This window comes from Chryseobacterium sp. GVT01B (genome assembly GCF_019970045.1).
GTDB lineage: Bacteria > Bacteroidota > Bacteroidia > Flavobacteriales > Weeksellaceae > Chryseobacterium.
In genome coordinates, this window is the sequence record NZ_JAHXYI010000006.1 from 416,544 (window position 1) to 436,261 (window position 19,718).

A 19,718-nucleotide genomic window follows, 5' to 3' on the forward strand; every position below is an offset into this window, starting at 1 on the left:
CAGAAGTCAATACACAAAATTAATACTAAAGTTTTTTGTTGATTTTTGATCTATAAAATCAATACTGTATTATGATAAAAGCATACATTTTTACCATCTGTATTTTCTTGGGTGGTCTGCTTTTCAAAGCACAGGCACCTTGCTCAGATTTTGATTCACCTACCCTTCCGGCCGGAAACTGGGTTCATGCTCCTTATCCTAATGGCAATGTTACCATTTCAAGCGGCACTCCCAATACTCTGGACGGTTCTCAGTTTTTAAAACTAATTGATGATTCAGGAGGCTCACGACTTGTCAACACCATAGATTTTAAAAATCTGGGACAACAGTTTCCTGGAAAATGTTTATTTTTTGATTTCTATCTTGAAAATGACGGAACATTCAACGGATCTCCGCCTATACATCCAGCCATTCACATCATGTCTGGCAACAAAATAATCACGTTTGTCGCCAATATCACTGTTACTGAAGGAAGCGGATGGGTACGGGTGCGCGCTCCTATTGCCAACTGCAGCGGTTCTGTTCTTCCCTCCAATTCTGAAGGAACCTGGACGATGGATCCCAGCAGCGGCACAACCTGTACAGATTTCAACAACATCATCAATAATTCAACTGCTGTAATGATTACTCCTGATTATACAGCCAACCCATCAGAAATAGTATGGTATGACAATATTTGCGTAAAACCATGTGCTGACTGCGACCCGAATTTCAAACTTGACACCTCATTCAGCTCTACAAGCAATACCGCAACAGCCAAAGTATCATTAGACAGCTATAATCCTCCAAATAACTACTCTGTAAACTGGGGAGACGGCACTCCGATTACTGACCACATGACTCCGCATACTTACAATACTCCTGGTTCATATACGGTATGCGTAACTCAATCTGACAGCAAAGGTTTAAAAAAATGCAGCACCTGCATTACATTTTGCTATTCAAAAAAAGTCATTTTAAAAAAAACTGACAATACAGGTCTCCGCAGTCAAGGGCCTGACCTGGAAGCCATTTCAAAAGAAGAGCTTCAGGCGAACAGAAAAAGAGATATCTCTTTAGTTCCGAATCCTGCCAAAAACTATGTGGATGTACAAACATCTCTTTCAAAGAAGGACAAAGCAGCTGTAAAAATTATTGACGGTTCAGGAAAAACAGTATTAGAAAAGTATGAAAATCTCAATAGCGGACGCCAAAGCATCAGATTGAATATTGAGAAGCTGATCCAGGGAATTTATATTGTGGAACTCACATCAGAAGGAAAAACCGGTTCACAAAAACTAATGATCTCTAAATAAATAGTCAAGAAGACAATAACCAAAATGCAGTTTCAAAAGTCGAACAATTTAACTTTTGAGACTGCGTTTTTTATATTCTAGCCATTGGTAAAAGACATGTATTATCTTTTCTCTAATTGTACAATCATATTTCTCAACATAGCGGGTACAATCAATTTATGAAAAGGACGAACAGGAAGAAAATATAATATCCCCAGCCAATTATGAAACTTTACCGTAGTGGATATGGTAAGAGATTTTTCGTCAAAATGCTCTTTATTTTCATCCAACAAAAGGGAAACTCTGAAATCCAGATGTTTATCATCTTCCCCAATAATAATTTCATGATCCGTTTTATCAAACACCCTAAAAATACCCATGTGCTCTCCCACTTCACATTTAAAATTCTTTTCCATCTGCTGCTTTTCTGTTTCAGATCCAGTTTTAAGTCCCAATAACCTTACTACTTTATTTCTGAACGCAAACATTTTCTTTCCCCATTTCGGTCCACTTGTAAAGAAAGCTTTTCCAATTTCTGAAATATCAATATTCCGACTGTTATATGTCAATTCCCCTTCAAAACTATCAACATAATCAAAATCTTTTTTTCCCTGCGATAAAACTGATTTTTCCGGAAACTCCGTCTGCTTAATCTTCATTGTTATTGTTTTTTATAGTTGTGTGTCTAACAAATGTAGGTATCTTTCTATAGATTTAAAAGAAAAAAATCAAACATATGTTTAAAATCATATTTCATCATTAAATTAATTATTCAAACCATTAACCTCCTCAACATCAACCTTCAACCTACCTCTATTTAATTTTTATTTTTATAAGTGGAGTCTGTTTTAAATATTTCATTAAATTCGATCAACAAAACTGTTTTTATGATACAACTTCCTTTATCAAAACTTTCCAATGTAGGAACTACTATTTTCAGTCAGATGACTCAGCTTGCCAACGAAAATGAAGCGATCAATCTTTCTCAGGGATTTCCGGATTTTATGCCTGATCTGGAGTTATTGAATCAGGTAGATCATTTTATTAAAAAAGGCTTTAACCAATATGCCCCACTAGGTGGAATGATTGGTCTGAAGGAAGAAATTGCCAGAAAAATCGAGAACAGCCATCAGGCAACCTATCACCCTGAATCGGAAATAACAATTACTGCAGGGGGAACTCAGGCTATTTTCACCGCCATTGCTTCTTTTATCAAAAAAGAGGATGAAGTAATTATTTTTGAACCGGCCTATGATTGTTATGAACCTACTGTAGAACTTTTCGGAGGTATTGTAAAACGTTTTGAAATGAAAGCTCCTGATTATAATATCGACTGGACTGCTGTAAAAAATCTTGTCAGTGACAAAACCAGAATGATTATCCTGAATAACCCCAACAACCCATCCGGAAAAATACTGACAGAAAATGATATACAAGAGCTTATTCAGCTGGTAAAAGGAACTTCCATTCTTATTTTAAGTGATGAAGTGTATGAAAATATTGTTTTTGACGGGAAGCAGCATTTAAGCATCTGTAAATATCCGGAATTGAAAGAAAGAAGTCTTCTTGTTGCTTCCTTCGGGAAACTTTTTCACGTTACCGGCTGGAAAGTAGGATATTGTGCAGCCCCTAAAATCTTAACGGATGAATTCAGAAAAGTACACCAGTTCAATGTTTTCTGTGTCAACACTCCTATCCAGCTTGCGCTGGCAGAGTATATGAAAAATGATGAACATTATACCCAACTGAATCAGTTTTTTCAGGAAAAAAGAGATTTTCTTAGAAAAGGTATTGAAGGAACATCTTTTGAGCTGCTGAATTGTGAGGGAACTTATTTTCAGGCAGTAAAGTATGATAAGATTTCGAATAAAAACGATTTCGATTTTGCATCTGAACTGACAATCAATCACAAGGTGGCGAGTGTTCCTTTTTCTTCGTTCTACAAAAATAAACTGAATGAGAATGTCATTAGGTTATGTTTTGCCAAGAAGCAGGAAACATTGGAGAAAGCTATTGAGAATTTATCAAGAGTATCATCATAATTTTAGTATGCTTTTGTGAGATCTTAGAGACAAGACCTTTACTCCAACTGTCATTGCGAGCAAAGCGAAGCAATCTCATTAAAATTAATGAATTTTGTATTGGAATACACTAAGACGCAAAGGAACTTTATAAACAAATGTTTTAAGACTCAAAGATTTATCTCCGATAAAATTGTACTGTTCTAAAATGACGTAGATATTTCAGAGGTCATTTCGGACGATGAGTTTATATTTTTCTTTAACAGATTACTTATTATTATTGATTTTCATATATTTATGAAATAACTAATCCATTAAATAATTAAAATCATGAAAAAAGGAATCATCTCACAAGGTAAAAAATTAAACAAAAAAGAATTAAGTACAATCAATGGAGGATTGGGTAACGTAAGATGCACCAATTCTTCAGGGTATTGCGTATACATCGGCCCTGGATGCAGTGAGCTTAAATGCCAGCTGCCTGAACCTCTTGAAGCTGTTGAGTAATTCAACTTCAAAGAAATGATAAATAATACCTCGGGCGGCTCAAAAATGAGCCGCCCGAGGTATTATAATGATGATCCATCAAATACTATAAAAACATTCCTCCTGAAACTTCAATTCTTTGTCCGTTGATCCATCCTGCATCTTCTGTACACAGGAATGCCACCACGCCTCCGATATCATCGGGAAGTCCTACTCTTCCTAAGGCTGTAGCACCCGCTACTGCAGCATTGATCTCTTCATTATCTCTTACTCTTCCTCCCCCAAAGTCTGTTTCAATAGCTCCCGGAGCCACAACATTAGCTTTGATCTTTCTTGATCCTAATTCTTTGGCCATATATTTTGTGAGCATTTCTACTCCAGCTTTTATAGATCCATAAACAGAAGATCCAGGTGTTGCAAATCTTGCCAATCCTGAAGATATATTGATAATTCCTCCTCCATCATTCATGAATGGCAAAAATTTTTGAGTCAGAAAAAATACTCCTTTGAAATGGATGTCTACCACATCATCCAACTGTTCTTCTGTAACTTCCGTAATGGGTGAATATAAAGCTGTTCCTGCATTATTGATCAGGTAATCAATATGAGTACTTCCTGTATTTTCCTGCAGGTGATTGGTAACGTCTTTTACAAAGGCATCAAAACTTTTAATGTCTTTTGTATCCAGCTGGAAAGCAGCGGCATTCCGTCCCATTGCTTTTATTTCATTTACAACGGTTTCAGCTTCTTCCTTGTTGCTTCTGTAAGTAATAATAACGTCTAATCCTTTTTGAGCAATCTTTAGTGCTGAGTTCTTTCCCAATCCACGGCTTCCTCCGGTTACCAGTGCGATATTTGTTTTTGTGTTCATTTTATTTTGATTCTTTTGATGGTACAAAGTTGGGATATTTCCTTGCTGAAGTATTTGCTTGAATCAATCTGAAATTTGCAAAATTCAAATCAGGAACGAAATTCTAATGGCGTAAAGGAAGTTTTCCTTTTGAAGAAATTAGAAAAATGAGCAATTTCTTCAAAACCCAAGGCATAGGATATTTCTGAAACGTTCCATTTGGTCTGCTTTAAGAGTATTTTTGCTTCCTGGGTGATTCGGTCAGAAATAAATTCCGTAGTCGTTTTTCCGGTACTCTCTTTTAATCTTTTGTTTAAATAATTAACATGAACCGCCAATCTGTCGGCATAATCTTTCGCAGTCTTCAGCTGCAATCTCTGATCCCAGGATTCAATAGGGAATTGTCTCTCCAACAGCTCTATAAACAGAGAAACCACTCTCATAGAAGCATCATTTGAAGCCGATATTTTGGTAGCAGGCTGTAATTTCTGCCCATAATGAATGAGTTCAAGAACATAGTTTCTAATCAGATCATATTTAAAAACATAATCCGAATCTATTTCTTTTTTTATCTTTTTAAAAAGGCTTTCTATCTCTTCTGCAAGTTCATTGTCAATTTCAAATACAGGTACTCCTCCAGGCTGAAAAATAGGAAGATCTTCAAGGTTATAATAGGATTTATCTTTAATGAAAAAGTCTTCTGTAAATACACAGAAACTCCCTGACTGGTCAGGATCTTCAGGCACCCAATGATAGGGAACTTTTGGAGTAGCAAATAATAAGGCGTTCTGTTTTATCGATATTACTTTGTCAGCGTATTCTGCCCTGTTTTTTCCTCTTATAAAACTTATCTTATAGTATTTCCTTCTGTTATAGGGCATTTCGGAAGTAGCCTTTGCCCTTTCGAGCGTTTGGGCGATATCGAAAACATTAAAGTGTCCGATATCTTTATGAAGTCCTTTTGGAAAAATACTTTCGAGATCTTTACCTAATTTGGCAGCCATCTCTCTGTAAAAATCTTCGAGTGAGGTATGTACTACTTTTTCCATGACAGATGATTTGTAAAATTCAAATATACAAACTTATGAAATAGTCTGGTTTGAATATATTACAAATTGCTCGCCAGAATTCCTAACTCTTAATAAGAAGTGAAAAGTTTGATAAATAATATACAGGGAATTCTAGAAAATCTAGTCATCAATATTTATATTATTCAACTAATTTATCTTTTTTTCTAAACACAGTGATATACTTCATTTATTTTTCTTACATTCGTCAAAACTAACCCATTAAAAATCAAATCAATGAAAAATCAAATCAATCAAACCGGAAAAAAGTTAAACAGAAAAGAATTAATTACAATCAAAGGAGGTCTTATCAACTGTATGGAAGCTGTTCTATGTCCTAACCCTCCTTGTGAGCCTTCTTCTGATCCAAATGGATGTACTATTATTTCTATAAAGTGTGCACAAAAAGAGTGCAGACCACAGTTATAATATCAATTATTTCATAAACAAAATACTATGAAAAAACTGGATCTAAACAAAGGTAAAAGGCTTAATAAAAAAGAGCTAAAGTCTATTCAAGGGGGAATGCTAGACTGTATGGAACCTATTCTATGTACTGAATTTCCTTGTGAAACCTATCCACCCGGAGATATCAGAAACTGTACTACCATTTCTGTAGGTTGTGCACAAAAAATCTGCCGACCACAACCTTAAGATTTTTATAAAATACTTCACTAAACCCAAATTAAGCATTATGAAAAATCAAAACTTAACTAACGGAAAAAAATTGAACAAAAAACAATTAAGAGTAATTACCGGAGGAAAAGAAATGTGTCTTCTACCAGACCTTACTTGTAAGAAGTATTCACTTGCCTGTGCAGAATTACAATGCCAGCCAATCATTGAGATTGAATAATATCAATACATTGCCCTTCTTCATATGAAGAAGGGCTTTTTTAAACTTCAAAAAAAACTAATACCTGATTCATTTAAATTATTACCATGAAAAAACAAATGTTAGAGAACGGAAAAAAACTAAGCAAGAAAGAACTGAAAACAGTAGCTGGAGGAAAAAAAATATGTATGTACAATGGCATATGTACTCAAGTGGGTCTTACATGCATGGAGCTTCAGTGTCAGACTGCGGAGCTAAAATGTACAGATATGGTTGGCAACTGTATTAGTATCTCTTTAGATTGTATAGAGCCAAAATGCCGGTTTGAAGTAGGTATTCCGCTGTAAAGATAAAATAACAGAACTGCTCTCTGATTCCAGGGAGCATTTTTTAAGCAGTAGCATCTGTTTTGAACTGCACATAAATGCAAAAAACGCTCCCAAATACATGGAAGCGTTTTTTATTATAAACGAACTTTAATATTTTCTTATACATTGAATCTGAAGTGCATGATGTCTCCATCCTGTACTACATATTCTTTACCTTCTACAGAAAGCTTTCCGGCTTCTTTGATTTTCACTTCAGAACCGTAAGTGATATAATCGTTGTACTTGATTACTTCTGCACGGATAAATCCTTTCTCAAAGTCTGTGTGGATTACTCCTGCAGCCTGTGGAGCTGTCCATCCCTGTCCAATAGTCCATGCTCTTACTTCTTTCACTCCAGCAGTAAAATAAGTCTGAAGTTTCAAAAGATCATAAGCTTTTCTGATCAAACGGTTAACTCCCGGCTCAGTAAGACCCAATTCTTCAAGGAAAATTTCTCTTTCTTCAAAAGTTTCAAGCTCATTGATATCAGCTTCTATCTGTGCTGCTAATACAACTACTTCTGCACCCTCATTCTTAGCCATCTCTTCAATCTTACCAATCCAGTCATTTCCGTTTTTGATAGAATTTTCGTCTACATTACAAACGTAAAGCACAGGTTTATTGGTTAACAACTGAACTTCTCCAATAATTGCTTTTGTGAAATCATCGGTAGCAAATTCTCTTGCGTTTTTACCATCTTCAAGGAATTTCTGTAAATTCTGAAGTGTTTCGTAAGTAAGGATATCTTCTTTCTTCCCTGACTTGATGAATTTCTTAGCTTTTTCAACTGCTTTCCCTACTGTTTCAAGGTCTTTCAGCTGAAGCTCTATATCAATAATTTCTTTATCTCTTAAAGGATCTACAGAACCTTCAACGTGAATGATGTTTCCGTTATCAAAGCATCTTAAAACGTGAATAATTGCTTCACACTCACGGATATTAGCCAAGAACTGGTTCCCCAATCCTTCTCCTTTGCTGGCTCCTTTTACAAGACCTGCAATATCAACAATCTCAACTACAGCTGGTAAAACTCTCTCAGGTTTTACGATTTTCTCCAGTTCAAACAATCTCTGATCCGGTACAGAAACCGTCCCAAGGTTCGGTTCAATAGTACAGAAAGGATAGTTTGCTGATTGAGCTTTTGCATTACTCAAACAGTTAAAAAGAGTTGATTTACCTACATTCGGCAGGCCTACGATTCCACATTTCATATTGTAAAATTCAAAGTTTAAGGTTTAGGGGTAACCCAAGGTTTCTCCAACTTTAAACATTGAACTCTGAACCTTGAATTACGAGTGTGCAAAGATAGTGATTTTTGAGAGAGTTTCATAATAAAAAAATCTGCCAATATTCTGACAGATTTTCTAAAGGTTCGGATCCACCGGCTGTTTTATGGATTATCTCCCGTAGCATTCTGGGCCAGCGGAACATCATTCGGTGCTTCCTGTAAAGTTTTATCTAAAGTAAATAAAGACTCATCGGTAGCTCTGTCACCACCAGCGATTTTTAATTTATCAATTAAGTTTTGAGCTAATGTTTCTTCTTCAATCTGTTCCTGCACAAACCACTGCATAAAATTCCACGTTGCCCAGTCTTTTTCTTCCATCGAAAGATCTACGATTCTGTAAATAGCGGTTGTATTGTCAACTTCATGTTTAAAAACGCCATCAAAACAGGCTGTAAGGCTGTCCGGATCTGCTGGAGGAGCTGGAATAGCATCTACTTTTGGTTTTCCGCCTCTGTTTAAAATGTATTCCATGAATTTGATTGAATGATTTCGCTCTTCCTGAGCATGGCGGTAAAGAAAGTTAGCAATTCCCTGATAGCCTTTATCATCGGCCCAAATTCCATAAGATAAAAAAACGTGAGATGCATGAATCTCCTTATTCATCTGGTCACTAAGTGCTTTTTCCATGTTGGTGGAAAGTCTGTTAGTATTCATAATGTTATATTTTGGTGATTATGGGATGAATCATGCAAAAATGATTCCGATGCAATTTATGTTTTAAACATAATTATTTATTTGCGTTTTTTATTTAATTGAAAATCATTATTTTAAACTGATAATTTATAGTTATTCTAAAATAAAAACCCAGTTCTATTGGAGAACTGGGTTTTTATTTATCATTGAGGCTTCACCTAAAGGTTCGCAATGACATATTTAGAGTGAGTCTTATCCCAACTATTTAATTCTTCTTGCTGTATAGTCACTTTCATTTCCTAATCTGTCGATAGCTTTTATAGCAACTGCACTCAGCTTTTTACCGTCTTTAAATTTAGGAATGTCTTTTGAAAGGGTATCCAGCGTCAAAATTTCGGTTTGCCATACTCCACTGTATTGAGTAAAAAGAACCCACTGGAAAACATCAGCAGCATTTTTTGTACTCCAGCTTGTCTGTGCAAAGCTTCCGTTGTCTGCAATAAACAATGTAGGAGTCTGCAGTGGAACGGTCTTTATCCATGGAGATTTTGGCACTAATGCTTTTTCACTGTACGGCCCGTTTTTCAAAGCAGGCAGCATATTCGGATTTTTAGTAAGTCCTGCAATACTCCAGTGAATTTCTCCGGCATCATTTTTCAGGATATTTCTGGAGATTGCAATCTGGTTTTTAATTTCTGTTGGACGGTCTGATACTTTAACCTCAACAGTGTTCAATCCCGGCCATAAGTGACGGTTCATTGTGTTTTCAGACTGCCACCAGCTTAACAGGGCTTCAAAACTTTGTCCTTTGGAATCAATAGGCCAGTAAAGCTGTGGTGAAAAGTAATCTACCCAGCCTTTATTTAACCATAATTTAGCATCTGCATACAACTCGTCATATTGTGAAGATCCTACCACTCCTGCAGGATATCCGGGTTTCCAGATTCCAAATGGACTGATCCCGAATCTTACATTACTTTTTTCGGCATGGATTTCTTTATAGATACGCTCTACAAATTTGTTAACGTTATCTCTTCTCCAGTCTGCTCTGGATAATGTACCGCCACTGTTTACATAAGCATTCCATGTTGCATTATCAGGAAAATCGGCTCCTCTGTTATAGGTTGCATAAGGATAGAAATAATCATCAAAGTGTACGGCATCAATGTCATATCTTTTCACAATGTCTCTTACTACATTGGATACATGGCCTTGTGTTTTCGGATTGGCGGGATCAAACCAGTACATTCCGTTTTTTAATCTTAAAACAGTATCAGACAGTTTATTGGCCATTGACAGATTATTCACAGCACCACCGTTGGTATGGTGTGCGCGGTAAGGGTTTAACCAGACATGCAGTTCCAAACCTCTTTTGTGAGCTTCTTCTATCCAGAACTGAAGTGGATCATAGTTCGGAAATGGCACCTTTCCGGTTTCGCCGGTCAGAAAGTAAGACCAAGGTTCAATATTACTTGTATAGAGGGCATCCGCTGAAGGTCTGATCTGAAAAATAGCAGCATTGAAATTATTATCTCTCAACATATCAAGCATACTGATTGCTTCTGCTTTCTGCTGTTCTACCGTAAGATCATTTCTTGAAGGCCAGTTGATATTGGCTACACTAGCGATCCATGCTCCACGAAATTCTCTTTTGATTTCCGGAAGATTGGTTCTGAAATTTTCTTCAGTTGAGGCTGTAGTTCCTGTAGACGGTTTTGTTGTTACAACAGGTACTTTTGGCGGGGTTGTATTATTGGTGGGTTTTGTAGGATTCTTCGTTGAAGGTGTTTTTACAACATTGTTCTGAACGGAACAAGAGGTAGTGTAAGATGCAAAAACGCCCAATAAAACGATAAGTTTTAATTTATTCATTCTCATAGTCACAAAACTACTTTAAAATTTATTTTTATTTTCAGAGATTATTATGCCAAAATAAGCATTTTAATGGGTTGACACAGAAAAAAAGCCCCGAAAATCGAGGCTTTATTATATTTTAAGAATTTCGGATTATGCTTTCGCTCCTCTTTCTACTCTTTTTCTTTCTTCTTCTGAAAGGATTTTCTTTCTCATTCTGATGAAGTTTGGAGTTACCTCAATAGCTTCATCCCCTTGGATATATTCCATACATTCTTCAAGAGAGAATAAGATTTTCGGAGCAACACCAGTATCTTTATCTTTTCCAGAAGCTCTCATGTTGTTCAACTGTTTTGCTTCTACGATGTTTACTACCAAATCTCCCGGCTTGTTTTGCTCACCGATGATCATTCCTGTGTAGATTTCCTCACCCGGATCAACGAAGAACTTACCTCTATCCTGTAATTTAGCGATAGAATATTCTGTAGCAGGACCTGTAGTTTTGCTGATCAAAACACCATTGTTTCTTCCAGGAATAGTTCCTTTGAAAGGCTTATATTCTGTAAAACGGTGTGCCATAATAGCTTCCCCTGCAGTAGCTGTCAACATCTGAGAACGTAGTCCGATCAAACCTCTTGAAGGAATTTCAAACTCCATGTGCTGCATTTCACCTTTAGTTTCCATGATGTGAAGGTCACCTTTTCTCTGAGTTGCCAAGTCGATTACTCTTGAAGCAAATTCTTCAGGAACGTCAACAACTAAAGATTCATAAGGCTCACATTTTTCACCATCAATTTCTTTGAAGATTACCTGTGGCTGACCAATAGTCATTTCATAACCTTCTCTTCTCATTGTTTCGATCAAAACTGATAAGTGAAGAATACCTCTACCGAAAACAAGGAATGTGTTCGCATCGTCTGTCTGCTGAACTCTTAATGCCAAGTTCTTTTCTAATTCTTTTGTTAATCTTTCTTTCAGGTGGTTAGAAGTAACATATTTACCATCTTTACCGAAGAAAGGTGAGTTGTTGATAGAGAACGTCATGTTCAACGTAGGCTCGTCAATGGCAGTTCTTTCCAATGGTTCAGGATTTTCAAGATCAACGAATGAATCACCAATCTGGAAAGCATCAAAACCTACTACAGCACAGATATCTCCTGCTTTTACTTCAGTTACTTTTTTCTTTCCTAATCCTTCGAAAACGTAAAGTTCTTTTACTTTTCCTTTTACAATTTTACCTTCAGCCTGAGCAAGACCAATCCACTGAGATTCTTTGATCTCACCTCTTGTCACTTTCCCGATTGCAATTCTTCCTAAGAAAGAAGAGAAATCAAGAGAAGTAATCTGCATCTGAAGATTTCCTTCTGTTACTTTCGGTTCAGGAACATATTGTAAAATACCATCTAATAGTGGTAAAATGTCTTCAGTCTGCTCTAATGAAGTGTTGAACCAACCTTGTTTTGAAGATCCGTAGAATGTAGGGAAATCCAATTGCTCTTCTGTAGCCTCAAGGTTGAAGAATAAATCAAATACCTTATCATGAACTTCGTCAGGGCGGCAGTTTGGCTTATCTACTTTATTGATAACCACTAATGGTCTCAATCCTAATTCCAATGCTTTCTGTAGTACGAATCTTGTTTGTGGCATTGGTCCTTCGAACGCATCTACCAACAAAATAACCCCATCAGCCATTTTCAATACTCTTTCTACTTCTCCACCAAAATCGGCGTGACCAGGAGTATCAATTACGTTAATTTTTGTGTCTTTATAAGTAACAGAAATATTCTTGGATAAGATAGTGATCCCTCTTTCTCTTTCAAGATCGTTGTTATCCATAATTAACTCCCCACTCTCCTGATTTTCTCTGAAAATGTTGGTAGCGTGAATGATCTTGTCAACCAAAGTCGTCTTTCCGTGGTCAACGTGTGCGATAATCGCAATATTTCTAATGTTTTGCATAAAAGATTTTTACGGGTGCAAAAGTAGTGATTTTTAATGAAAAAATATTTACTTATGCAAATATTTAATATTATGTTTAAAATACTTATTTACAAGACAATAAAAAAATGGTGTTAAAAAACACTGTTTAAATTATCTATGTGCATGTCATTTCTACCATGAATCTATTACAGGCAGTTCTCCACATATAATATCATATCCAGATTCCTGATATTGTTTGTTTATTTGTTATTAGCATAATAAAATAATATTATTTTAAAATATTTAACATTAAAAAAACAACATGGGTTTCTTTATATCAATATCTTATCAATCGGTAAAAAAGTACCAGATCAATTAAAACCACGATAAAAAATTTCACAAGAAATGATTTTTTAGAAACTTTATGATTGAAGATAATCATTCCGGAAGCAGCTCCTACAACGCCTATAAGAGAAATTCCTAAAAGCGTATTTTCTGAAATTCTCCATTGCTGTTTTCTGGCTTGCCATTTATCAAAACCAAAGACACCAAATGTAATCAGATTAGCGATCAATAGAAAAGGAATCATTTTAAACTTAATTTAAAGCAAAAATAAAGTTTAATTTATATATAAGAAGAAACGGAAATTTAAATTCAATACAAAACGAGATTTGTACTGCAGTCAGAATTATTTAATTTTGCCCTCTGTTAAAATAACAAATCAATGACACTACATGATCTTGCGGGAAGCTATGCTATTGAAGGAAGCAATCAGGAAGAATCATCCCAGGCTTCTTATCATGGTATATTAACCTTATCTATTGATGAAAACAACCGTATTATTGCTCAGTGGGTTATTGGTGATCATCTGCAACATGGTACAGGGTTTTATAAAGACCATATTTTAGTGATCAACTTCAACTATGAGGGTGAAGATCATAAAATCTATAAAGGAGTTGCAGTATACCGTTGTCTAAGTAAGGATATATTGGATGGTTTCTGGTCTGAAAAACATGGTAATCCTTTGTATCTCGGAAGCGAATATTGTGTAAGGATTCAGAATTCAAGGATTTTGAATTGATTTTGTCACCAGGTCAAATAAAGTTTATAAAAATAAAAAGGGCTGCCTTTATCAAGACAGCCCTGTAGTTATTACAATTTCAATAACTTATTTTTTAGCTTTTACATCGATAGCAATCTCGATATCTTTGCTGATCATCCATTCTGCCGGATCTGCTTCTGAAGTACCAAATTTAAGTCCCCAGTCTGCTCTGTTTACTGTAAATTTAGCCTGAATAGCAGCTGAATTTTCTGCTACATCTACTTTAGCAGGGAAAGTAACATTCATTGTTTTTCCTGATAATGTAAGGTTTCCGCTTACTGTTTTATTAGCTCCTGCTACAGCATCTTTTGGTGCTTCTTTTAAATCTGTAACACTTGTAATTTTGAAATCTGAAGTAGGGTTTTTCGCTACATCAAAGAAATCAGGATTTTTCAGGTGAGCTTCAAGATCTGCTGGTTTTTTATCTTTTTCTGTTACTGAAGCAGGATCTACTTTGATAGAGTTCATATCGATTACGAAATTTCCTGCAGAAACCTGCCCTCCATCAACACTAAGATCTCCAGATTTTACAGTAAGTGTTCCCCAACGTGGAGCCATTCCTCCTTTGTGGGTAGCCTTCCAGTTTACTACTGAACCTACTGTATCTACTGCAAGTACTTCACCTTTGCTCTCTGCTACTGTTTGCTCCTGAGCTGTAGCAGCAGCATCTGCCGTTTTTCCTTTATCACATGATGCTAAAAGCAATCCTACTCCTACTAATGCAATTACGCTAATTTTTTTCATATTGAACTGTTTAAAAAGTTTGTTGAAATTTTGTTGTTTTCGGGTACAAAAATAGAAAAACCAATTCGGAGGTACCTTATCATACATCAAGAAATACAATATTTATATTATTTGCAGTTGTAAATCCACTTACTAAACACCGCTATTCACATAACTGTTTGAGAAATCCTGATCCTTTATTGTTTCATTGCATTTTGTAGAAACCAGATTTTATAAACGAATTCCAATTTTTTCTCATTCCAAAATACTATTTTAGCTATCCGAAAACAGAACAATGACGACCGTAGAATTTATACAGAAGCAGCTCAACATTTCTGAAAAGAGCATCAACAATACTTTACAATTATTAGCAGAAGACTGCACCATCCCATTTATTTCACGTTACCGAAAAGATAAAACCGGGAATCTCGATGAAATACAGATCGAACAAATATCAAAGATCAGCAAACAGTTTGAAGACATTATCAAGAGAAAAGAATCTATCTTAAAATCTATAGAAGAACAGAATGCACTAAGTCCTGAGCTTCAACAGAGAATTGAAGGCAGCTTTGATATTCAGGAGCTGGAAGATCTATATCTTCCGTTCAAAAAACGCAAAAAAACAAAAGCCGATACCGCTAAAGAAAAAGGATTGGAACCTTTAGCAAGGATCATTATGAGTCAGAAAAATAATGACATCCAATTTCTGGCTTCAAAATATCTGAATAATGATGTTACCTCCGAAGAAGAAGCGCTTCAGGGAGCAAGAGACATCATGGCAGAATGGATTAACGAAAATATGTATGTCCGTAAGAATCTCCGCAGACTCTTTCAGCGGAAGGCAGTTGTTACTTCCAAAGTTGTAAAAGCTAAAAAAGATGAGGAAGATGCTCAAAAATTCTCCCAATATTTTGAATGGGAAGAAAGCCTTAGCAGAACGCCTTCTCACAGACTTCTGGCCATGTTACGAGCGGAAGCGGAGGGCTTTGTAAAAACAAACGTAGGAGTAGATAAGGAAGAAGTCATTGATTTTATTGAAAAAGCGATTATAAAATCTAACAATGAAAGTTCAGACCAAATTGCATTGGCCATAAAAGACAGTTATAAAAGACTTCTGGAACCCGCTATCTCCAATGAAGCATTACAGGAAGCCAAAGAAAAAGCAGATAAAAAAGCAATTGAAATATTCTCTGAAAATTTAAGTCAGCTTTTGCTTGCTCCTCCTTTAGGAGAGAAAAGAATCCTGGCAATAGACCCGGGATACAAAAGCGGATGCAAAGTGGTGTGTCTGGATGAAAAAGGAGATTTACTGCACAATGAAACTCTTTATCCTCATGCTCCGCAGAATGAAAGCGGGATGGCTATGAAAAAGATACGTTCTATGGTGAATGCTTATAATATTGAAGCAATCTCTATCGGTAACGGAACAGCAAGTCGTGAGACAGAATTTTTTATCAAAAAGATTGCTTTCGATAAACCGCTGCAGGTTTTTGTAGTTTCAGAAGCCGGAGCTTCAGTATATTCTGCCAGTAAAATTGCGAGAGAAGAGTTCCCAACATATGATGTAACGGTGCGTGGAGCAGTTTCTATCGGAAGAAGACTTTCTGATCCATTAGCAGAATTGGTAAAGATTGATGCCAAATCTATTGGAGTTGGTCAATACCAACACGATGTAGATCAAACCCAACTGAAAAATGAATTGGATTCTACAGTGATGAAATGTGTAAATTCTGTGGGAATTAATTTAAATACAGCAAGTAAATCTCTTTTAAGCTATGTTTCCGGAATTGGCGAGAAAATGGCGGAAAACATTGTCAATTACCGCGCTGAAAACGGAGCATTTGAAGATAGAAAACAGCTTAAAAAAGTTCCGAGACTTGGAGAAAAAGCTTTTCAGCAGGCAGCCGCGTTTGTAAGAATTGCGAATGCTAAAAACCCACTGGATAATTCCGCTGTACATCCGGAAGCTTATGGAATTGTAGAAAAAATAGCCAAAGATTTAGGAATTAAAACCCATGAACTGATCGCCAATAAGGAAAAAATAGCTCTTGTAAAACCGGAAAGTTATATCACGGGTGAAATCGGGATTCTAGGAATCAAAGATATTTTAAAAGAACTTGAAAAACCAGGATTGGACCCAAGAAAGGCTGCCAAAGTATTTGAATTTGATCCTACTGTTAAAAGCATTAAAGATTTGAAAGCAGGCATGATTCTTCCTGGAATTGTCAACAATATTACAGCGTTCGGATGTTTTGTAGATCTTGGAATCAAAGAAAGCGGATTGGTTCATATTTCTCAGCTGAAAGATGGTTTTGTATCAGATGTCAATGAAGTGGTAAAACTCCACCAGCATGTTCGTGTAAAGGTAACCGAAGTAGATGAAGCAAGAAAAAGAGTGCAGCTGAGCATGATTTTGTAATTTTTTAATTATAGATTAAATATAAATCATAAAATATTTATTTTGAACACAAAGAATTTAATTTTCGATCTTGACGGAACATTATGGGATTCCAGAGCGACCATCATTAAAATATGGAATGAAGTACTGGGTAGACATCAGTTAATCCAAAGAGAACTTAAGCCTGAAGATATGAATCAATATATGGGATTATTGGCTCATGATATTATAAAAGATATTATTCCGGGTATTTCAGACCTGCAGGTTCAGGAACTTCTGTCTGAAATTGTAGCCGAAGAAAATAAAATACTGCACATACAGGGTGGGATTTTATATGAGGGTGTAGAAGAAACTTTAAAGAGTCTTGCCAACACCCACTCTCTTTTCATTGTAAGCAATTGCCAGGACGGTTATATTGAATCATTTTTAGACTATTATCAGTTCAATGATCTGTTTGTTGATTTTGAATCTCATGGACGAACTCAAAAACCAAAATCTGAAAATATACAGCTCCTTATGGAAAGAAATGATTTAACAATCGAAGACTCCATCTACATAGGAGATACTCAGACCGATCATGACTCCGCACAAGGAAACGGATTGCCATTTATTTTCTGTAAATACGGATTTGGAAAATTGACTGATTCACTTTACGAACCATCAATTCCTACGTTTTCGGACTTAATAGCCTGTATTTCCGATAGTACAAAATAATGAAATCTTATTCAAGTAAAAGAGGCTGCCCTACGGGCAGCCTCTTTTACTTATAATCCTTAGAACTTCTTCTGGGCTCTTTTACTTCCGGCCATTTTACCGTTTCCCCTTTGTCATCCTGAGGCATTGCTCTCTTCTCTCTGTTGGCGAATTCCGGGTCTTCAGAAGCCATATAAGCTAATGATGCCGTTAAGATCACATTGTTTTTCACCTCATCAAAGACAATTTTATCATACGTATCTTTTGTTGTGTGCCATGTATATCCAAAATACCCCCAGTTCAGAGAACCTAAAGAAAATCCTGGTACTCCGGCGGCCACAAATGAAGCATGATCAGAACCACCACCGCCAGGCATTCCTGGGAAATCGGTTTTAATGTGGCTTTTTACAGCTTTTGGAACACCGTCAAGCCATTTTCCGATATAATCATAAGCTTTTACAAACCCCTGACCACTGATATTCACAACACGCCCTGTTCCGTTATCCTGATTAAAAGCAGCCTGCACTCCTTTTATAATCTCAGGATTATCCATCACAAAACCTCTGGAACCGTTTAATCCCTGCTCTTCACTTCCCCAAAGTCCTATCACGATGGTTCTTTTGTTGTTAGGATAATATTTTTTCAGGATTCGCATGGTTTCCAACATTGTAATCGTTCCCGTTCCGTTATCTGTAGCGCCCTGAGCTCCATCCCATGAATCAAGGTGAGCCGAAAGAATTACATATTCATCCGGTTTTTCCTTTCCTTTAATCATCCCAACAGTATTGAAACTTTTGGCTTCAGGAAGTATTTTAGACTGGGCATCAATTTTTATTTTAGGAAGCGTACCTTTTTCTGCCATTCTGTAGAGCATTCCATAATCTTCCACATCAATATCAATCATGGGAATTTTGGTTGTTTTTGCTCCGAATATTCTGTTAGCTCCCATAATTCCGGTCCAGTTGGAAATAGCAATTCCTGCTGCTCCTGCTTTTTCCAAGGCTTCTGGAAGACTGTTATTGTCATATCCGATATTCTTCACATAGGCAGTGAAATCTTTAGCTGCCTGTTCTTTTTCTGCTTTAAGCTTTTCATACAGTTCAGGAGTAGCAAATTCTTTGATTTGCTCATCGGAACGTCCGATTTTCTGATACTGTGCCATCAGCACTATTTTCCCTTTTGCGGAAGGAAGCCATTGATCAAACTCTGCTTTGGATGATACCTTTGGAAGAATTACTACTTCTGCCTCAATTGCTTTTTTAGTAGCCGGACTCCATGCAAGCTGTGTGGCAGCCAAAGATTTTACACGCGGAAACGTCATATCTACATGAGTAGTTCCTCTCTGCCATCCTTTCCATGTTCCAAACTGCTGAAGATTGGCATCTACTCCCCATGAGCGAAGTTTACCTGCGCTCCATTCATTAGCGGCAAGCATTTCGGGAGTTCCTACAAGACGCGGCCCGATACCGTCCAACAGCTCATATGCGAGGTTTTCCAGCTGGGAATTATTATTTACTTCATCTACAAAACTTTTTACGATAGGGTTGAGTCTTTCTTTTGGGTCAACCTTTACCTGAGCCCAGGAAAACTGAGCAGCCAGCACTACTGCAGGCACTGCAAAAAATCTATTTATCCTCATAATATATATTGATTGGTTTAAAGATAAAGGAAATTGGGGAGATGATGAAAGATTGAGCCTAAAAAAGAGGTTTTCCAGTGACATTATCAATATTTTCACATGAAAACAATAACAAAAATCCGCTAATAACTATAATTCATAAAAAAACTATCAATATGACAGTTTAGATTAGCATTAATAATTGTGTAGATATAAATTCATAAGTGTAAAGAAAATAGCAGTTTAAATACTCTTTACGATATTGAATTAACGCAAAAAAAAGCCGGCTTCAAAAGCCGGCTAAAAGTAAATTATTTTTTAGCTTCTTCTACAGAAACTTTTCTGAAGTCTTTGAACAATTTGCTTAGTTCAAGAGCTGCTTTACGAGCTCTTGTACCAGCTGCCTTGTTTCCTTTTTCTGCTTGTTGGTTTGCCTCAGTTGTGAACGCTTCAAATTCTGCGTTGATTTTTTCAATTAGTTCTTTCATTTATTTAAAAATTTAGGCTGCAAATATAGGTTTTATGGTGATTCCAGCCTAGCTGGAGCGAAAAAAGTTTAAGATAAATGGCTAAAATATTCACTTCCAC

20 protein-coding genes are annotated in these 19,718 nt (G+C 36.3%); 9 read left to right on the plus strand and 11 right to left on the minus strand.

The genetic code is table 11. The features are described from left to right. Positions 1 to 71: 71 nt before the first annotated feature. Complete coding sequence (locus LC457_RS16790; RefSeq protein WP_223600912.1) at positions 72 to 1,295, plus strand: T9SS type A sorting domain-containing protein; 1,224 nt, start codon at positions 72 to 74, stop codon at positions 1,293 to 1,295. Positions 1,296 to 1,396: 101 nt separating this feature from the next. Here LC457_RS16790 and LC457_RS16795 read toward each other — a convergent pair whose 3' ends face one another. Then, a complete protein-coding gene (locus tag LC457_RS16795) occupies positions 1,397 to 1,933 on the minus strand; it encodes a DUF2867 domain-containing protein (RefSeq protein ID WP_223600913.1) in 537 nt (178 codons plus the stop codon). A 228-nt stretch (positions 1,934 to 2,161) separates the two neighbouring features. Here LC457_RS16795 and LC457_RS16800 point away from each other — a divergent pair, with 228 nt between their 5' ends. Next, on the plus strand, positions 2,162 to 3,316 hold the full coding sequence (locus LC457_RS16800; RefSeq protein ID WP_223600914.1) for a methionine aminotransferase: 1,155 nt from the start codon (positions 2,162 to 2,164) through the stop codon (positions 3,314 to 3,316). Positions 3,317 to 3,625: 309 nt separating this feature from the next. Continuing rightward, on the plus strand, positions 3,626 to 3,802 hold the full coding sequence (locus LC457_RS16805) for a bacteriocin (RefSeq protein ID WP_223600915.1): 177 nt from the start codon (positions 3,626 to 3,628) through the stop codon (positions 3,800 to 3,802). Between the two features lie 85 nt (positions 3,803 to 3,887). Here LC457_RS16805 and LC457_RS16810 read toward each other — a convergent pair whose 3' ends face one another. Both LC457_RS16810 and LC457_RS16815 read right to left on the minus strand, forming a co-directional pair. Next, positions 3,888 to 4,652: an SDR family NAD(P)-dependent oxidoreductase gene (locus LC457_RS16810; RefSeq protein WP_223600916.1), complete on the minus strand. Its 765-nt coding sequence runs from the start codon at positions 4,650 to 4,652 to the stop codon at positions 3,888 to 3,890. A gap of 89 nt (positions 4,653 to 4,741) precedes the next feature. Continuing rightward, positions 4,742 to 5,680, minus strand: a complete 939-nt coding sequence (locus tag LC457_RS16815) for an AraC family transcriptional regulator (protein ID WP_223600917.1) — start codon at positions 5,678 to 5,680, stop codon at positions 4,742 to 4,744. 255 nt (positions 5,681 to 5,935) lie between these two features. Here LC457_RS16815 and LC457_RS16820 point away from each other — a divergent pair, with 255 nt between their 5' ends. Genes LC457_RS16820 through LC457_RS16830 form a run of 3 tightly spaced genes read left to right on the plus strand, consistent with a single transcriptional unit; the run spans position 5,936 to position 6,554 of the window. Then, a complete protein-coding gene (locus tag LC457_RS16820; RefSeq protein WP_142718100.1) occupies positions 5,936 to 6,127 on the plus strand; it encodes a hypothetical protein in 192 nt (63 codons plus the stop codon). Positions 6,128 to 6,154: 27 nt separating this feature from the next. Next, on the plus strand, positions 6,155 to 6,352 hold the full coding sequence (locus tag LC457_RS16825; protein WP_223600918.1) for a bacteriocin: 198 nt from the start codon (positions 6,155 to 6,157) through the stop codon (positions 6,350 to 6,352). 40 nt (positions 6,353 to 6,392) lie between these two features. Next, positions 6,393 to 6,554, plus strand: a complete 162-nt coding sequence (locus tag LC457_RS16830; RefSeq protein ID WP_223600919.1) for a hypothetical protein — start codon at positions 6,393 to 6,395, stop codon at positions 6,552 to 6,554. Between the two features lie 466 nt (positions 6,555 to 7,020). On the opposite strand, the gene ychF is transcribed toward LC457_RS16830, so the two are convergent. The 5 genes from ychF to LC457_RS16855 form a co-directional block, all read right to left on the minus strand. Next, positions 7,021 to 8,112 (minus strand): redox-regulated ATPase YchF, encoded by a 1,092-nt coding sequence (gene ychF / locus LC457_RS16835; protein ID WP_142718102.1) that lies wholly within the window; start codon positions 8,110 to 8,112, stop codon positions 7,021 to 7,023. Between the two features lie 179 nt (positions 8,113 to 8,291). Beyond that, complete coding sequence (locus LC457_RS16840) at positions 8,292 to 8,843, minus strand: ferritin (protein ID WP_047421761.1); 552 nt, start codon at positions 8,841 to 8,843, stop codon at positions 8,292 to 8,294. Between the two features lie 240 nt (positions 8,844 to 9,083). Then, positions 9,084 to 10,700, minus strand: a complete 1,617-nt coding sequence (locus LC457_RS16845; RefSeq protein ID WP_223600920.1) for a glycoside hydrolase family 10 protein — start codon at positions 10,698 to 10,700, stop codon at positions 9,084 to 9,086. 129 nt (positions 10,701 to 10,829) lie between these two features. Continuing rightward, entirely contained in the window at positions 10,830 to 12,635 is a 1,806-nt protein-coding gene (gene typA / locus LC457_RS16850) for a translational GTPase TypA (protein ID WP_223600921.1), read from the minus strand. Positions 12,636 to 12,933: 298 nt separating this feature from the next. Next, complete coding sequence (locus LC457_RS16855; protein WP_213279755.1) at positions 12,934 to 13,185, minus strand: DUF1294 domain-containing protein; 252 nt, start codon at positions 13,183 to 13,185, stop codon at positions 12,934 to 12,936. 135 nt (positions 13,186 to 13,320) lie between these two features. On the opposite strand from LC457_RS16855, the gene LC457_RS16860 reads away from it, so the two are divergent. Then, a complete protein-coding gene (locus LC457_RS16860) occupies positions 13,321 to 13,677 on the plus strand; it encodes a hypothetical protein (protein ID WP_223600922.1) in 357 nt (118 codons plus the stop codon). 87 nt (positions 13,678 to 13,764) lie between these two features. On the opposite strand, the gene LC457_RS16865 is transcribed toward LC457_RS16860, so the two are convergent. After that, positions 13,765 to 14,442, minus strand: a complete 678-nt coding sequence (locus LC457_RS16865) for a YceI family protein (protein WP_223600923.1) — start codon at positions 14,440 to 14,442, stop codon at positions 13,765 to 13,767. Between the two features lie 274 nt (positions 14,443 to 14,716). Between LC457_RS16865 and LC457_RS16870 the strand changes: the two genes are divergently transcribed. Further along, entirely contained in the window at positions 14,717 to 16,840 is a 2,124-nt protein-coding gene (locus tag LC457_RS16870) for a Tex family protein (protein WP_223600924.1), read from the plus strand. A 42-nt stretch (positions 16,841 to 16,882) separates the two neighbouring features. Continuing rightward, positions 16,883 to 17,533 (plus strand): HAD family hydrolase, encoded by a 651-nt coding sequence (locus tag LC457_RS16875; RefSeq protein WP_223600925.1) that lies wholly within the window; start codon positions 16,883 to 16,885, stop codon positions 17,531 to 17,533. Between the two features lie 46 nt (positions 17,534 to 17,579). On the opposite strand, the gene LC457_RS16880 is transcribed toward LC457_RS16875, so the two are convergent. Continuing rightward, positions 17,580 to 19,151: a M28 family peptidase gene (locus tag LC457_RS16880; protein WP_223600926.1), complete on the minus strand. Its 1,572-nt coding sequence runs from the start codon at positions 19,149 to 19,151 to the stop codon at positions 17,580 to 17,582. 290 nt (positions 19,152 to 19,441) lie between these two features. Further along, positions 19,442 to 19,618 carry a histone H1 gene (locus LC457_RS16885; RefSeq protein ID WP_047377485.1) on the minus strand — a complete coding sequence of 59 codons (177 nt, stop codon included), beginning with the start codon at positions 19,616 to 19,618 and terminating at the stop codon, positions 19,442 to 19,444. Positions 19,619 to 19,718 lie beyond the last annotated feature (100 nt).

Coding starts and splice junctions, on each gene's coding strand:
- LC457_RS16840 (WP_047421761.1), bottom strand. CDS start 8,843: ATGAATACTAACAGACTTTCCACCAACATGGAAAAAGCACTTAGTGAC.
- LC457_RS16860 (WP_223600922.1), top strand. CDS start 13,321: ATGACACTACATGATCTTGCGGGAAGCTATGCTATTGAAGGAAGCAAT.
- LC457_RS16810 (WP_223600916.1), bottom strand. CDS start 4,652: ATGAACACAAAAACAAATATCGCACTGGTAACCGGAGGAAGCCGTGGA.
- LC457_RS16795 (WP_223600913.1), bottom strand. CDS start 1,933: ATGAAGATTAAGCAGACGGAGTTTCCGGAAAAATCAGTTTTATCGCAG.
- LC457_RS16815 (WP_223600917.1), bottom strand. CDS start 5,680: ATGGAAAAAGTAGTACATACCTCACTCGAAGATTTTTACAGAGAGATG.
- LC457_RS16855 (WP_213279755.1), bottom strand. CDS start 13,185: ATGATTCCTTTTCTATTGATCGCTAATCTGATTACATTTGGTGTCTTT.
- LC457_RS16820 (WP_142718100.1), top strand. CDS start 5,936: ATGAAAAATCAAATCAATCAAACCGGAAAAAAGTTAAACAGAAAAGAA.
- LC457_RS16805 (WP_223600915.1), top strand. CDS start 3,626: ATGAAAAAAGGAATCATCTCACAAGGTAAAAAATTAAACAAAAAAGAA.
- ychF (WP_142718102.1), bottom strand. CDS start 8,112: ATGAAATGTGGAATCGTAGGCCTGCCGAATGTAGGTAAATCAACTCTT.
- LC457_RS16870 (WP_223600924.1), top strand. CDS start 14,717: ATGACGACCGTAGAATTTATACAGAAGCAGCTCAACATTTCTGAAAAG.
- LC457_RS16865 (WP_223600923.1), bottom strand. CDS start 14,442: ATGAAAAAAATTAGCGTAATTGCATTAGTAGGAGTAGGATTGCTTTTA.
- LC457_RS16885 (WP_047377485.1), bottom strand. CDS start 19,618: ATGAAAGAACTAATTGAAAAAATCAACGCAGAATTTGAAGCGTTCACA.
- typA (WP_223600921.1), bottom strand. CDS start 12,635: ATGCAAAACATTAGAAATATTGCGATTATCGCACACGTTGACCACGGA.
- LC457_RS16825 (WP_223600918.1), top strand. CDS start 6,155: ATGAAAAAACTGGATCTAAACAAAGGTAAAAGGCTTAATAAAAAAGAG.
- LC457_RS16830 (WP_223600919.1), top strand. CDS start 6,393: ATGAAAAATCAAAACTTAACTAACGGAAAAAAATTGAACAAAAAACAA.
- LC457_RS16790 (WP_223600912.1), top strand. CDS start 72: ATGATAAAAGCATACATTTTTACCATCTGTATTTTCTTGGGTGGTCTG.
- LC457_RS16845 (WP_223600920.1), bottom strand. CDS start 10,700: ATGAGAATGAATAAATTAAAACTTATCGTTTTATTGGGCGTTTTTGCA.
- LC457_RS16800 (WP_223600914.1), top strand. CDS start 2,162: ATGATACAACTTCCTTTATCAAAACTTTCCAATGTAGGAACTACTATT.
- LC457_RS16880 (WP_223600926.1), bottom strand. CDS start 19,151: ATGAGGATAAATAGATTTTTTGCAGTGCCTGCAGTAGTGCTGGCTGCT.